This window comes from Klebsiella sp. CTHL.F3a, from assembly GCF_019890895.1.
Classification (GTDB): Bacteria; Pseudomonadota; Gammaproteobacteria; order Enterobacterales; family Enterobacteriaceae; genus Klebsiella; species Klebsiella grimontii.
This window is the reverse complement of sequence record NZ_CP082360.1, coordinates 283,794-298,208: the sequence shown is the minus strand read 5'-3', so window position 1 is coordinate 298,208 and position 14,415 is coordinate 283,794. Positions and strand designations below refer to the sequence as shown.

Below are 14,415 nucleotides of genomic sequence, written 5' to 3'. Positions count from 1 at the left end.
TGCCCGGGCCTACCGGAACAGCGGCTCCTGTAAACCCCGCATCGCCTTTGTAGCCGGGACAGGTGCGACAGCGCTGCCTCCGGGACAAGCCCCAATCGCGTTACGTTTAATGCGCTTTATTCGCCATCTGATACGCCGCCGGCAGATTCAGCCGCTGCCAGAACTGCTGAGCGTCGTTCTCACCGGAGAGCGGATACCCTGCGGGCAGCGCCGTTTTGACCATCAGCGCCCGACGCTGCGCGGCGGACAGATTCGGTAACGCAGCCTCCAGCAGCACTTCAGCCCCCTGCGGCACCTTCAGGCTCGGTTTTTCGCCCTTCTGCTGCGGCAGATCGTAGGTCATGGTAAAGCGATAAAACGCCTTCATCGCCGGGTCGCTATACGGATCGTCTTTTGCAGGCACCTTCGCGCACTCCGCCAGCGTCGTGCCGCACTCCTTCTCCAGCGCGGCGCGCAGCTGGTCGCGCGCCTCATTAAACAGCCCGCGATACTTCGCGTCATTCAAATAGTGGGCGACGTTGCGCTGCGCCACCATCCGCGAACCCATCACGTCCAGCGGATAATGCACGCCCAGCACGATGCGCGAATAGCCATAGCGGGCGCCGCGGGTCACTAGCGCGTCGAAGCGCTCCGGGATCATCTCCGCCATCAGCAGAGCGTCGGTATAGCCAGTGTTGGTGTGCCCGCTCGGAAACGAGCCGCCGTCGGCGGTATAGGGCTCATTGTCCTTAACGACCACATCGTCCGGCACCAGATGGATGGTATTGCCCTGAATCAGGAACGGGCGCGGGTTGTTAAAGTGTTTTTTCGCCGCCCCGGTACTCACTTCAGACGCTTTGATCAGCGCCGCCGCCTTACCGAGCTCGCCTTTGTCGTAGGCGGCGAGGAACGCTTTGCCGAGACGCGGCCCCAGCGCATCGCTGAGGAAGTAGAGATAGCTGATGCCCTCGGCATCCGCCAGCGCCTGATGTCGGGAGGTCTGTACGGCATCGCGATTGATGGCGGTGACCGTCGCCAGATTTTGCTCAATTACCGCCTTCGGCAACGCAGTGAACGCCGAGAGCAGCGCAATACCCGCCTGCTGGTTGGCTTTTGCCTGGAAGTCATAACCGCTGGCCTTCAGCCATGCGGTATCCGCCTGGGTTTTATTCTGTCTGGCGTGTTCGAGCTGGTCGCGAGTCAGAGTTACCGCATCGCCCTTCAGCGCGTTGCGCAGCTGCGACAGGCTTTGGCTCTCCAGCGCATCAAACGCCGGGCTGGCGGCGGCTGGCGTCACGCCGTTGGCGATTGCCGCCGCCTGATTCAAAGGAACCTCTTTCGCCAGCGCCGGCAGCGCCAGCATTAACGCCGATGCGAGTAGCGTGATGTGCAGTTTCATTATTTTTCCTTTTATTCAAACCATTACCTTGCCTTTACGTGACGCTAGCCCTTCTCTTTGACGCTTTTATGACACGGTTATGTTTTGCAACGCTTTAAGCGGAATGGAAACAGCGCGGCGGTAATCCAGGCCGATCTGCGGTAAACTATCGGTAATCTTGTCTAAATCCCGGAATCACCGTATCCATGCTCAGTTATCGTCATAGCTTTCACGCAGGCAACCACGCCGACGTTCTTAAACACACCGTTCAGAGCCTGATCATTGAATCGCTCAAAGAGAAAGAAAAACCGTTTCTTTATCTGGACACCCACGCCGGCGCAGGCCGCTATCAGCTGAGCAGCGAACACGCCGAGCGTACCGGTGAATATCTCGAAGGCATCGCCCGCATCTGGCAGCAGGATGACCTGCCCGCCGAGCTGGAGCCGTATATCTCCGTCGTTCAGCACTTCAACCGTAGCGGCCAGCTGCGCTACTACCCCGGCTCGCCGCTGATTGCTCGCCAGCTGCTGCGCGAGCAGGACAGCCTGCAGATGACCGAACTGCATCCCAGCGATTTTCCGCTACTGCGCGCCGAGTTTCAGAAAGACGACCGCGCCCGGGTTGAAAAAACCGATGGCTATCAGCAGCTGAAGTCTAAGCTGCCGCCGGTGTCTCGCCGTGGACTAATGCTGATCGACCCGCCTTACGAAATCAAAAGCGATTACCAGGCGGTCGTGACCGGTATTCATGAAGGCTACAAACGCTTTGCCACCGGCACCTATGCGCTGTGGTATCCGGTGGTGCTACGGGCGCAGATTAAGCGCATGATCAAAGAGTTAGAGGCCACCGGCATTCGCAAAATTCTGCAAATCGAGCTGGCGGTGCGTCCGGACAGCGACCAGCGCGGAATGACCGCCTCCGGGATGATCGTCATCAACCCGCCGTGGAAGCTGGAGCAGCAGATGAACAACGTTCTGCCGTGGCTGCATAAAAAGCTGGTGCCGACCGGTATCGGCCATACCACCGTCAGCTGGATCGTGCCTGAGTAATCGCAGTCATCGGTGGAAACTATTGATTTCAGGTATACAATCGCGCCAATCAGACATTAAGGATAAGACTCATGAGCAAGCATTATGACTATATCGCCATTGGCGGCGGCAGCGGCGGTATCGCCTCCATTAACCGTGCCGCTATGTACGGCCAGAAGTGCGCGCTGATTGAAGCCAAAGACCTGGGCGGTACCTGCGTAAACGTCGGCTGCGTGCCGAAGAAAGTGATGTGGCATGCGGCGCAGATTCGCGAAGCTATCCATCTTTATGGCCCGGATTACGGTTTTGATACCACGATCAATCATTTCGATTGGGACAAGCTGGTCGCCAGCCGTAGCGCCTATATCGATCGTATCCATACCTCGTACGATAACGTGCTGGGCAAAAATAAGGTCGACGTGATTAAAGGCTTCGCCCGTTTTGTCGATGCGAAAACCATCGAAGTCAACGGCGAGACGATAACCGCCGATCATATTCTGATCGCCACTGGCGGCCGCCCGAGCCATCCGAACATTCCCGGCGTCGAATACGGGATTGATTCCGATGGTTTCTTCGAACTGCCGGCCCTGCCGAAACGCGTTGCGGTTGTCGGCGCGGGCTATATCGCCGTTGAGCTGGCGGGCGTGATTAACGGCCTGGGCGCGGAGACCCACCTGTTCGTGCGTAAACACGCGCCGCTGCGTAGCTTCGATCCGCTGATCGTGGAAACGCTGGTTGAGGTGATGAACGCCGAAGGCCCGCAGCTGCACACCAACGCCATTCCGCAAGCGGTAGTGAAGAACGCCGACGGCAGCCTGACCCTGGAACTGGAAGATGGCCGCAGCCAGACCGTGGACTGCCTGATTTGGGCGATCGGTCGCGAACCGGCGACCGATAACTTCAACCTCGCCGCGACCGGAGTGGAAACTAACGATAAAGGCTATATCGTCGTCGATAAGTTGCAGAACACCAGCGTTCCGGGTATTTACGCCGTCGGCGATAATACCGGCGCCGTCGAGCTGACCCCGGTCGCCGTCGCCGCAGGCCGTCGTCTCTCCGAGCGTCTGTTTAACAACAAGCCGGACGAACATCTGGACTACAGCAACATCCCGACCGTGGTGTTCAGCCATCCGCCTATCGGCACCGTCGGCTTAACCGAGCCGCAGGCGCGCGAGCAGTACGGCGATGAAGCGGTGAAAGTGTATAAATCCTCTTTCACCGCCATGTATACCGCCGTGACTTCACACCGCCAGCCGTGCCGCATGAAGCTGGTCTGCGTCGGCCCGGAAGAGAAGATTGTCGGTATTCACGGTATCGGCTTCGGGATGGACGAGATGCTGCAGGGCTTCGCGGTGGCGCTGAAGATGGGCGCAACCAAGAAAGACTTCGACAATACCGTGGCGATCCACCCAACCGCCGCGGAAGAGTTTGTGACGATGCGCTAAGACGGGCACCACGCATGAAAAAGAAGCTCTCCGGAGCTTCTTTTTTTATCTCTACGCCACGCCGTTATTGCCGTGACGCTTAAACGCCGGCCGCTGATTCAGCGCCATATACCAGCGCTCCACTTCCGCCATTTCAGGATGCGCGAACGGCGTCATTTTCCAGCGATGCACCGATAGGCCAAGGACAATATCCGCCAGCGAAAACTCGCGACCGGCAACCCATGCCCCGGTTTGCTGCAGCTGCGTATTAACGATCTGCACGCAGCGGGTCCAGGCGGCGATACTCTCTTTGATAGCCGCCGAGTCCTGGAAGCGCGGGTCCTTGCGCACCAGCCCCATAAAGGCGTAGCGCCAGGCCGTGTTAAATTCCGTTGCCTGCCAGTCCATCCAGTGCTCAACCTCGGCGGCAGCCCGCGGCGCCGTAGGGAGCAGGTCTTCCCGCCCGGCTTTGCGCGCCAGGTAGCGGCAGATGCTGTTCGACTCCCACAGCACAAAGTCATCATCCAGCAGTACGGGCACCAGGCTGTTCGGGTTAAGGGCGCGAAACTCAGGCGTCTCGATGGACTGAAACCCGCTGCCGTAATCCTCCTGCTGATACTCAAGTCCCGCTTCCTCGCAGGTCCACAGCACTTTACGCACGTTAATTGATGAGCGTTTGCCCAGTATTTTTAGCATTCTCAGCAATTCCTCAATCAAAAGAGATAGTTGTTTCACAATACTGCATCGGCGACGCATGTACACCCGGATAATGTGTATAGTGGATTGCACGATTTTTCTCCAGGACAGGTTACCCGACATGTTGACCTCTTTTAACGTTTTAACACCGGGCAATATCCGCTTTGGACGCGGCCTTGCTCGTAGCGCCGCGCCCTGGCTCGCTGGACGCTCCGCGCAGATACTGCTGGTTCACGGCGCCAGCCTGCAGCGCGCAGAGTTTTTGTTAAGCGAACTCCACGCTCACCAGTTGCACGTCACCACGCTGTCTATCGCCCATGAACCCGACCTGCAGGATATTGAACGGGGCGTTCGTCTGGCGCGGGAAAAAGGCGTCGGCGCGGTGGTCAGCCTCGGCGGCGGCGCGGTTATTGATGCGGGCAAAGCGATTGCGGCGCTGGTTCCCGCTCAGGGGCCCGCTATCGAATATCTGGAAGTGGTGGGCTCCGGGCGGCTGTTGGAAACCAATCCGCTGCCGTTCGTCGCCATTCCCACCACGGCCGGTACCGGGGCGGAAGTCACAAAGAACGCGGTGATCAACGTCCCCGAGCAGCAGCGCAAGGTCAGCCTGCGCGATGACCGCATGCTGCCGGACCTGTCGATTGTCGACCCGTCGCTCACCGACAATACCCCGCGCGCGGTGACTCTCGCCTCCGGTCTCGACGCCATCACCCAGGTGATTGAGCCGTGGCTATGCACCCGGGCGAATCCTTTTACCGACGCTCTCTGCCGGGAGGCGATCCCACGCGGCATCAAAGCGCTCAGAACGCTGATGCTAAAAGAGTGCCAGGATAGCCGCGATGAGATGGCATGGGTCAGCCTGTGCGGCGGACTGGCGTTAGCCAATGCCGGCCTCGGCGTGATTCACGGTCTGGCAGGCCCCTTAGGCGGTCTGAGCAACGCCGCCCACGGCGCGCTTTGCGGCAGCCTGCTCCCCTTCGGCCTGGCGCTCAATGAAACCCAGGTTAATGACGAAAAAATCCGCCAGCGTTTTGCCGACGTACGCCAGTGGCTGGCGGCGGGGCTGGACGTTGACCCGAACGACGCCTGGGAGAGCCTGCGCGAATGGAGCCAGCGCGCCGGGCTGGGTAACCTGCGCGAGCTCGGCGTCCCCCGCGAAGCGCTGGAACCCGCGGCTCTCGCCGCCAGCAGCTCGTCATCAATGAAGGCTAACCCGGTCGTGCTAACCAGCGAGCAGCTGCTGGAGATGCTGGAAGCCGCGTGGGAGTAAGAGCTTTATTGCTAAAGCGCCCGGAAATTTAGATTTTGTTGCAAAACGAAATCTCCGAATTTTTCGGCACAATACGAAGCGGTTAAAACGGTTTTAATGCGCCAGGTCAAATAGTTAAAGCACAAACCCCGGGCTGAAGGTTTAGAAAAAAGCGTGATATACCTCACACTTCTCTTTTCGTTTCCCGCTGCGAATGTCTAAGCTTAATAGACAGGTCGGGCGCGCCCGGCATCCTCTACTGACGCAATCCGGAGGTCCGTACCACTATGTTCAGCCAGAAATTACGCAACGTTGATGACGATGAGCTCAGGATCGAAAACGATCCGTGCTACGAAGCCGATCCGTATGAGTTAAAGCTGGATGAAATGTTCGACGCCGAACCCGAACCGGAGATCATCGAAGGGCTGCCCGCCTCGGATGCCCTGACCCCTGCCGATCGCTACCTGGAACTGTTCGCTCACGTCCAGAAGTCACGCATTTTCGCCGATAGCAAAACCTTCCCCGACTGTGCGCCGAAGCAGGACCCGCTGGATATTTTGATTCACTACCGTCGCGTAAGGCGCACTCCCGGATTCGATCTCCGCCAGTTCGTTGAAGATCACTTCTGGCTGCCGGATAGCCGCGCCGAGGATTACGTCTCCGATCCTAATCGAACGTTAAAAGAGCATATTGATAACCTGTGGCCCGTGCTGACCCGCGAGCCGCAGGATCATATTCCCTGGTCGTCGCTGCTGGCGCTGCCGCAGTCTTATATTGTTCCCGGCGGCCGTTTTAGCGAAACCTACTACTGGGATTCCTACTTCACCATGCTGGGGCTGGCGGAAAGCGGCCGTGGAGATCTGCTGAAGTGTATGGCCGATAACTTCGCGTGGATGATTGAAATTTATGGTCATATTCCCAACGGCAACCGCACTTATTATCTCAGCCGCTCGCAGCCCCCGGTGTTTGCCCTGATGGTTGAACTGTTTGAAGAAGATGGCGTCCGCGGCGCTAAACGGTACCTTGACCATCTGCAGATGGAGTACAGTTTCTGGATGGACGGCGCGGAATCGCTGATCCCCAATCAGGCCTACCGCCATGTGGTGCGTATGCCGGACGGCTCGCTGCTGAACCGCTATTGGGACGATCGCGATACGCCGCGCGATGAGTCATGGCGGGAAGATGTCGAAACGGCAAAACACTCCGGCCGCCCGCCAAACGAGGTCTATCGCGACCTGCGCGCCGGGGCGGAGTCCGGCTGGGATTACTCCAGCCGTTGGCTGCGGGATATCACCCGGCTGGCGAGCATCCGCACCACCCAGTTTATCCCCATCGATTTGAACGCCTTTCTGTTCAAGCTGGAGAACACCATCGCCAACCTCTCCGGCCTCAAGGGCGACCGGGAAACAGAGGCCGCGTTTCGCCAGAAGGCCAGCGACCGCCGGGCGGCGGTAACCCGCTATCTGTGGGATGACGAAAGCGGCTGTTTTCGCGATTACGACTGGCGCCGCGAGCAGCTGGCGCTGTTTTCCGCCGCCAGCATCGTCGCGCTCTACGTCGGCATGGCGACCCATGAACAGGCCGACAGGCTCGCCGACGCGGTACGCGCTCGCCTGCTCACTCCGGGCGGTATTATGGCGACCGAATATGAAAGCGGCGAACAGTGGGATAAACCCAACGGCTGGGCGCCGCTGCAGTGGATGGCGGTACAGGGTTTTAAAATGTACGGCCAGGATCCGCTCGGCGATGAAATAGCGCAGAGCTGGCTGCAAACGGTGAATCATTACTATAAACAGCACTACAAGCTGATTGAAAAGTACCATATCGCCAGCGCCACACCCCACGAAGGCGGAGGGGGTGAATATCCCCTCCAGGACGGGTTCGGCTGGACTAACGGCGTGGTGCGCCGGCTTATCGGCCTGTACGGCGAGCCTTTGTAAAAGCTCGCTATTCGAGGAGTCGATGTCCTGCTATGTTCATGACATCGACTTTCGCCGGAACCCCTGCCATGCCTGAACTGATGACCCCACGCCTGCGCTGCTCGCCGCTGCAGCTTGACGACTGGCCCTTTTTTCTCAGCTTACAGCAAGACCCCGAGGTCATGCTCTACGTCGCGGATCCTCGCCCGGTAGCGGAAATTCGCGACGCTTTTGATTCGCGGCTTCCCGCGTGGTCGCCGGGGGCGCCCCACTGGCTGTGCCTGGTGGTGCGCGACCGCTATACCCACGCCCCCCTTGGCCTCACCGGTTATCATCACCATGCCCCCGACAGCGCTGAAGCGGGTTTTCTGTTCGCTCCCCATGCACAGGGCCAGGGTTACGGCTATGAGTCTCTGCGCGCGCTATGCGATTACGCCTTCTCCACGGGCGGCATCCGGCGGCTTACGGCAACCGTCACCGCGGGCAACCTTGCGTCAAAAAATCTGCTCCAAAAAGTGGGTTTTCATCAGGAAGGCGAGCTGCGCGAATGCTACTGGCTCAACGGTCGCTGGCATAATGATTGGCTTTTTGGCCTGCTGCACCGCGATTACAACTAGCCTGGGCCATCTGGCGAATAGGGCGCGACGGACTTTTCCTCTACACTGCAGGCCGACAACAGAGGAAGGCAATAAATGTTCCCGACGATACCGCCGCTAAGCCTGCAGGGCCTCGAGTTTATTAAGCGCGCCCAGGGATTATCGCTCGTCCCCTATCGGGACGAAAACGGCCTGCGCGTGATTGGCTACGGCCACGTTCTCAACGATTTCGAGACGTTCAGCCACTTCACGCGCGAGGTCGCGGAGACCTTACTTACCGTGGATCTACTGCAATGCCAGCGCGAGCTTAAGCGCAGCCTTCGGGTTACGCTTAATCAAGCGCAATATGATGCGCTGGTCTCTTTAGCCTTTAGCTGCGGGCCAGCGTCTCCGGCGCTTAATCTCGTTTTGACGCATCTTAACCAGCAGCGGTTCGCTGAGGCGCTTAAAGCATGGGAAAATATTCGCAGCGGACGCGAACAGCGTCGCGAAGAGTGCGCACGATTCAAAGCCAGAACCGATTAAGTTTCGCTAATGCTATTAAAAATCATCGCCGCCTGGGTACGATTCTTCACGTCAAGCCGGCGATAGAGCGACTCAAGGTGGGCCTTTACCGTGCCGGCGCTAATATTTAACGTACGGCTAATCTCTTTATTTGAATCACCGGCGGCCAGCAGCTGTAAAATCTCACGCTGGCGCTGGCTTAAATGAACCCATTTATTATCCCGTGCATCCGCCGTCATTAGCCAATCGCCCGGTAAACAGAGCAGCCCCTGCAGTACGCTGTTGATCGCCTGAGCGAAAGTTTGCAAACCTTCCTCGCGTTGCACGATGGCCCGCACATTGTAAGACAGCGCGCGCTGTAGCCAGTTCTTATTATTGTCAGAAACAATTAACAGTACCTGAGATTGCGGGAAGCGAAGCTGTTTTTCCTGCAACAACCAACAGCAAAACTCACTGTGCATATCACCATCCAGAATGAGCAGCGCGTCAGGGTGCGTCGTCAGCGTCTGCCAGAGCTGTTCAGGCTGACAGGTGCCAAAAAGATCAATTTCAGGAATGTATTGCTGAAGGCCAATTTTCATTCCATGAATAAATATCGACTGCCTGTCAAACATAATTACCTGCATGGATTTCTCTCCATCAAAGAAATGCCCGATTTAATCAGGGGGAAGGGGAATATCAGCAAGTAAAATAAGCGCTCGCTGTTTGGCCTGGGGCATTTTACCGATAGAGAGGATTAACTGAATATCATAACAATGAATAGTTACAGGCCTTGTTGATACCATTACTTATTCACAATAATTATTACATTTAAATTAAGGAAATCCTTAATTACCAGGCAAGAAAAGAATAAAACATAATATTAATTACTCTATTTTAAACGAACCCGGAAACGCAGGCGATGGCAAAGTGAGGAAAGTATGTTACGGAGTAAGAAAACGCATGAAATGCGCGTTGCCCCGCCATCATTGATGGAGGGGCGTTCAATCACAAAAACATCCCGCCTGAAACTTCTACGCGCTGAGCGTTCATCCAGCGCAGGTCATCGCTCAGTAGCGCGGCGATGGCATCGCCAATATCATTCGGAAGCCCTACTCTTCCCAGCGCCGTTTGCGCGGCAATATGCTGATTAACCTGGGCGTTATCCCTCACCACGCCGCCGCCAAAATCGGTTTCAATCGCGCCAGGCGCAATGATATTGACCGAAATTCCGCGTTCCCCCAGCTCTTTCGCCTGATAGCGCGTCAGCACCTCCATCGCCCCTTTCATTGAGGCATAGGCCGCGTAGCCCGGGAGAGCAAAACGCGCCAGCCCGCTGGAAACATTGAGGATCCGCCCGCCGTCCTGCAATAACGGCAGCAGGCGTTGGGTGAGGAAGAAAGGCCCTTTAAACTGGATGTTCATTAATTCATCAAACTGCGCTTCGCTGGTTTCAGCAAAAGGAATATTCAGACCAATTCCGGCATTGTTCAATAAATAGTCGAAGGTATCCCGTTTCCAGCGCTCCCGCAGTACCTCCGCCACCTGCTGAGCAAAAGCGTCGAAACTGCCGACATCACCGACGTTTAACGGTAATGCCGCGGCTTTCACGCCTGTTCGTTCAATTTCAGCCACCACGTCCAGCGCATCCTGCCGGTTACTGCGCCAGGTCAGAATAATATCAGTTCCCTTCGCCGCCAGTTTCAATGCGGCGTTTTTTCCCAATCCACGGCTGCCGCCGGTGACTAAAGCGATACGTTGTGCCATCAGAAAACCCCTTCTCGGTTGCGTTTGCATAGTTGAAGAGCTTATTAGCTGCTATAACAACAATAAATATGGCAAATTACGTTTTACTGTTTCTTATTGAACAACAATAGGCCGCCGGGATGGATAAAATTCACGCAATGCAGCTGTTTATTAGGGTAGCGGAGCTGGAAAGTTTTTCCCGCGCCGCCGACACTCTTGGCCTGCCGAAAGGAAGCGTATCGCGCCAGATTCAGGCGCTGGAGAGCCACCTTGGCGCTCGCCTGCTGCACCGCACGACCCGCCGGGTGCAGCTAACCCAGGACGGCATGGTTTACTATGAACGCGCCAGAGACCTGCTGAGCAATCTTGATGAGCTCGACGGTATGTTTCAGCTCGACCCCTCCAGCATCAGCGGACGTCTGCGGATCGACATGCCTGTCGCAGTCGCGAAAAAGCTGGTCATTCCGCAGCTGCCGGCGTTTTTGCAGCAGTATCCGGGCATCGAACTGGAGCTCAGCAGCAGCGATCGGTTAGTCGATGTGGTCCGTGAGGGCTTTGACTGCGTGGTACGCGTCGGTACGCTGAAAGATTCCGGGCTGATCGCGCGGCCGCTGGGTAAGCTCACGCAAATTAACTGCGCCAGCCCGCAGTATCTGACGCGCTTTGGCTATCCGCAGTCGCTGGACGATCTCGCGGATCATGCGCTGATCCACTACGCCAGCAATCTGGGCGTTCGTCCTCTCGGATTTGAAGTGGTCAGCGATGGCGCGGTTCGCTGGGTTAAAGTGGGCGGCGTGCTTACGGTCAATAGTACCGAGACCTATCAGGCGTCGTGTCTGGCAGGACTGGGGATTATTCAGGTTCCACGGGTAGGCGTTCGCGAAATGCTGCGCAGCGGAGAACTGATCGAAATTCTTCCCCACTACCGCGCCGAACCGCTGCCGGTGTCGCTCATTTACCCGCACCGGCGTAATCTCTCGCGGCGGGTACATCTGTTTATGGAGTGGCTCGGCGGGCTGATGAAAAACTACGTTGATTAGTCCGCCTGATGAAAAATCCGTATTTGAGAGCGTGCCGATATTTTCTGCCGGATGCCGAATGAGGCCTGAATCAGAATGAAAAACCAGCTATAACATCACGTTATCAACTTCCTGTAGCTCCGCACAATGGCAGAAGAGCGCGCTTCAACCGCCCTCTGATTCATACAACGGGTGGCTCCAGTACGCCTTATCCGCGATTTTACGTATATAATTTTTGAAGAATATCGCTGTAAAAAAGGAAGAAATAATTTATGACGCCGGAAAACGACGCTCAACGCCCAACCGAGGATCCGGGCCAGCAGCCGGAAAAAAACAAAAGCGCGATGGCTGCGATAAACGACTCTACCGTGGCGAAAAAAGCCAACCAGGCGCTGAAAAGCGTCACCGGAACGGCGGAAAAAGTTCAGCGTAACCATATGGTCGCCCATATTATCCGCGCCGCAGAGCGCTTCAACGACAGGCTGGGTAATCAGTTTGGCGCGGCGATCACCTACTTCTCGTTTTTATCGATGATCCCGATTCTGATGGTCTCTTTTGCGGCCGCCGGTTTTGTGCTGGCCTCGCATCCCACGTTGCTACAGGACATTTTCGATAAAATCCTGCTGAACGTTAGCGATCCGACACTCGCCGCAACGCTGAAAAATACCATCAACACCGCCGTACAGCAGCGCACCGCCGTCGGGATCGTGGGTCTTCTGGTGGCGCTCTACTCCGGCATTAACTGGATGGGCAACCTGCGTGAGGCCATTCGCGCCCAGTCGCGCGATGTCTGGGAGCGCACGCCGCAGGATCAGGAGAAAATCTGGGTAAAGTATTTCCGCGACTTTATCTCGCTGATCGGCCTGCTGGTGGCGCTGGTTATTACCTTGTCGATCACCTCTATCGCCGGCTCGGCGCAGCAGATGATTATCTCGGCGCTTTATCTTGATTACATTGAGTGGCTGAAACCGGCGTGGCGGCTTATTGGCCTGGCGATTTCCATCTTCGCCAACTATCTGCTGTTTTTCTGGATTTTCTGGCGGCTCCCGCGCCACCGTCCTCGCCGTAAGGCGCTGATTCGCGGCACCCTGATTGCGGCCGTCGGCTTTGAGATAATCAAAATCATCATGACCTGGACGCTACCTGCGCTGGTGAAATCTCCCTCTGGGGCGGCATTCGGGTCGGTGTTGGGGATAATGGCCTTCTTCTATTTTTTCGCCCGCCTGACGCTGTTCTGCGCCGCATGGATTGCGACCGCCGAATATAAAGACGACCGCCGGATGCCGGGCAAAGCCCACGACTAAACCATCACTGGGCTGAATAAAAGACGCAAAATTCAGCCCAACCTGGCATTTCAGCATATAAATCCAACATGTAACTTTTATTTAACCAAAACCTGGTTTTATCGACCATTATTTGAATTTTGTGAAGCATTTCATAGAAGTTATTTTTCTGGCACAGAAATTATTCACTTTTTGCTTCTTTTTTCGCCTCTCTCGCCCCTTGTTACAGATTGAAATGTCCCAAAGGCTGTGGCTATATGGCCTTTCGTTCGCAAAAAATAAGAAAGATCTATGCAAGCCACAGCCACAACACTCGACAACGCGCAGGACACCGTACCGGTTAACTCACGCAATAAAGTCGTCGTCGCCTCACTCATTGGTACCGCCATCGAGTTCTTCGACTTCTACATCTATGCCACCGCGGCGGTTATCGTATTCCCGCACATTTTCTTCCCGCAGGGCGATCCCGCCGCCGCGACGCTACAATCGCTGGCCACCTTCGCTATCGCCTTTATCGCCCGCCCTATCGGTTCAGCGGTCTTTGGCCACTTCGGCGACCGCGTAGGCCGTAAAGCGACCCTCGTCGCCTCGCTGCTGACGATGGGGATCTCCACCGTGGTTATCGGCCTGCTGCCCGGCTATGAAACCATTGGCATTATGGCGCCGGTGCTGCTGGCGCTGGCGCGCTTTGGCCAGGGGCTCGGCCTTGGCGGCGAATGGGGCGGCGCGGCGCTGCTGGCGACGGAAAACGCTCCGCCGCGCAAACGCGCGCTGTACGGCTCTTTCCCACAGCTGGGCGCGCCGATTGGCTTCTTCTTCGCTAACGGCACCTTCCTGCTGCTCTCCTGGCTGCTGACCGACCAGCAGTTTATGGAGTGGGGCTGGCGTATGCCGTTTATCTTCTCCGCCGTGCTGGTGATTATCGGCCTGTACGTCCGCGTTTCGCTGCACGAGTCGCCGGTATTCGCTAAGGTTGCCGCCGCGAAGAAACAGGTCAAAATCCCGCTGGGCACGCTGCTGACCAAACACGTCCGCGTGACGGTGCTCGGCACGTTTATCATGCTGGCGACCTACACGCTGTTTTACATCATGACCGTCTACTCCATGACCTTCAGTACCGCCGCCGCGCCGATTGGCCTCGGTTTGCCGCGTAACGAAGTGCTGTGGATGCTGATGATGGCGGTTATCGGTTTTGGCGTGATGGTGCCGGTTGCGGGCCTGCTGGCGGATGCATTTGGTCGTCGTAAGAGCATGGTTGTGATCACGACCCTGATCATTCTCTTCGCGCTGTTTGCCTTTAAACCGCTGCTTGGTTCCGGTAACCCGCTGCTGGTCTTTGCCTTCCTGCTGATTGGCCTGAGCCTGATGGGGCTGACGTTTGGCCCAATGGGCGCACTGCTGCCGGAGCTGTTCCCGACGGAAGTTCGCTATACCGGCGCATCGTTCTCCTACAACGTCTCGTCGATCCTCGGGGCGTCCGTCGCGCCGTATATCGCCGCCTGGCTGCAGGGTAACTACGGTCTGCCTGCGGTCGGACTCTATCTGGCCGCCATGGCGGCGCTGACGATGATCGCGCTGCTGCTGACTCACGAAACGCGTCACCAGTCGCTGTAAT

Annotated in this window: 13 protein-coding genes; 9 read left to right on the top strand and 4 right to left on the bottom strand. The window is 56.9% G+C overall.

The window, feature by feature from the left end:
- Positions 1-106 precede the first annotated feature (106 nt).
- Positions 107-1,378, bottom strand: coding sequence for an acid phosphatase (locus K7H21_RS01340; protein ID WP_142445845.1), 1,272 nt, complete (start codon positions 1,376-1,378; stop codon positions 107-109).
- A 185-nt stretch (positions 1,379-1,563) separates the two neighbouring features.
- Here K7H21_RS01340 and K7H21_RS01335 point away from each other — a divergent pair, with 185 nt between their 5' ends.
- Positions 1,564-2,406, top strand: a complete 843-nt coding sequence (locus K7H21_RS01335; protein ID WP_223035524.1) for a 23S rRNA (adenine(2030)-N(6))-methyltransferase RlmJ — start codon at positions 1,564-1,566, stop codon at positions 2,404-2,406.
- A gap of 71 nt (positions 2,407-2,477) precedes the next feature.
- Positions 2,478-3,830: a glutathione-disulfide reductase gene (gene gorA, locus K7H21_RS01330; protein ID WP_087828574.1), complete on the top strand. Its 1,353-nt coding sequence runs from the start codon at positions 2,478-2,480 to the stop codon at positions 3,828-3,830.
- 51 nt (positions 3,831-3,881) lie between these two features.
- Here the strand turns inward: gorA and K7H21_RS01325 are convergent, their stop codons facing one another.
- Positions 3,882-4,505 (bottom strand): glutathione S-transferase family protein, encoded by a 624-nt coding sequence (locus K7H21_RS01325; RefSeq protein WP_223035523.1) that lies wholly within the window; start codon positions 4,503-4,505, stop codon positions 3,882-3,884.
- A gap of 121 nt (positions 4,506-4,626) precedes the next feature.
- Between K7H21_RS01325 and K7H21_RS01320 the strand changes: the two genes are divergently transcribed.
- The 4 genes from K7H21_RS01320 to K7H21_RS01305 all read left to right on the top strand — a co-directional run bounded on the left by K7H21_RS01320 (position 4,627) and on the right by K7H21_RS01305 (position 8,794).
- Complete coding sequence (locus K7H21_RS01320; protein ID WP_195729325.1) at positions 4,627-5,775, top strand: iron-containing alcohol dehydrogenase; 1,149 nt, start codon at positions 4,627-4,629, stop codon at positions 5,773-5,775.
- Between the two features lie 266 nt (positions 5,776-6,041).
- Positions 6,042-7,694: an alpha,alpha-trehalase gene (locus K7H21_RS01315; RefSeq protein ID WP_123828686.1), complete on the top strand. Its 1,653-nt coding sequence runs from the start codon at positions 6,042-6,044 to the stop codon at positions 7,692-7,694.
- Positions 7,695-7,762: 68 nt separating this feature from the next.
- The gene (locus tag K7H21_RS01310) at positions 7,763-8,290 is read left to right on the top strand and encodes a GNAT family N-acetyltransferase (protein WP_049114759.1); all 528 of its coding nucleotides are present in this window, start codon (positions 7,763-7,765) and stop codon (positions 8,288-8,290) included.
- 75 nt (positions 8,291-8,365) lie between these two features.
- Complete coding sequence (locus tag K7H21_RS01305; RefSeq protein ID WP_004126306.1) at positions 8,366-8,794, top strand: lysozyme; 429 nt, start codon at positions 8,366-8,368, stop codon at positions 8,792-8,794.
- Here K7H21_RS01305 and K7H21_RS01300 read toward each other — a convergent pair.
- Positions 8,791-9,399: a response regulator transcription factor gene (locus K7H21_RS01300; RefSeq protein WP_004126308.1), complete on the bottom strand. Its 609-nt coding sequence runs from the start codon at positions 9,397-9,399 to the stop codon at positions 8,791-8,793. The genes K7H21_RS01305 and K7H21_RS01300 overlap by 4 nt on opposite strands.
- 361 nt (positions 9,400-9,760) lie before the next feature.
- Entirely contained in the window at positions 9,761-10,519 is a 759-nt protein-coding gene (locus K7H21_RS01295) for an SDR family NAD(P)-dependent oxidoreductase (protein WP_223035522.1), read from the bottom strand.
- Positions 10,520-10,638: 119 nt separating this feature from the next.
- Between K7H21_RS01295 and K7H21_RS01290 the strand changes: the two genes are divergently transcribed.
- The 3 genes from K7H21_RS01290 (at position 10,639) to K7H21_RS01280 (ending at position 14,414) form a co-directional block, all read left to right on the top strand.
- Positions 10,639-11,538 carry a LysR family transcriptional regulator gene (locus tag K7H21_RS01290; RefSeq protein WP_004126311.1) on the top strand — a complete coding sequence of 300 codons (900 nt, stop codon included), beginning with the start codon at positions 10,639-10,641 and terminating at the stop codon, positions 11,536-11,538.
- Between the two features lie 251 nt (positions 11,539-11,789).
- On the top strand, positions 11,790-12,821 hold the full coding sequence (yhjD, locus tag K7H21_RS01285; RefSeq protein WP_004126313.1) for an inner membrane protein YhjD: 1,032 nt from the start codon (positions 11,790-11,792) through the stop codon (positions 12,819-12,821).
- 270 nt (positions 12,822-13,091) lie between these two features.
- Positions 13,092-14,414 (top strand): MFS transporter, encoded by a 1,323-nt coding sequence (locus K7H21_RS01280; protein ID WP_004126314.1) that lies wholly within the window; start codon positions 13,092-13,094, stop codon positions 14,412-14,414.
- Position 14,415: the final 1 nt, after the last annotated feature.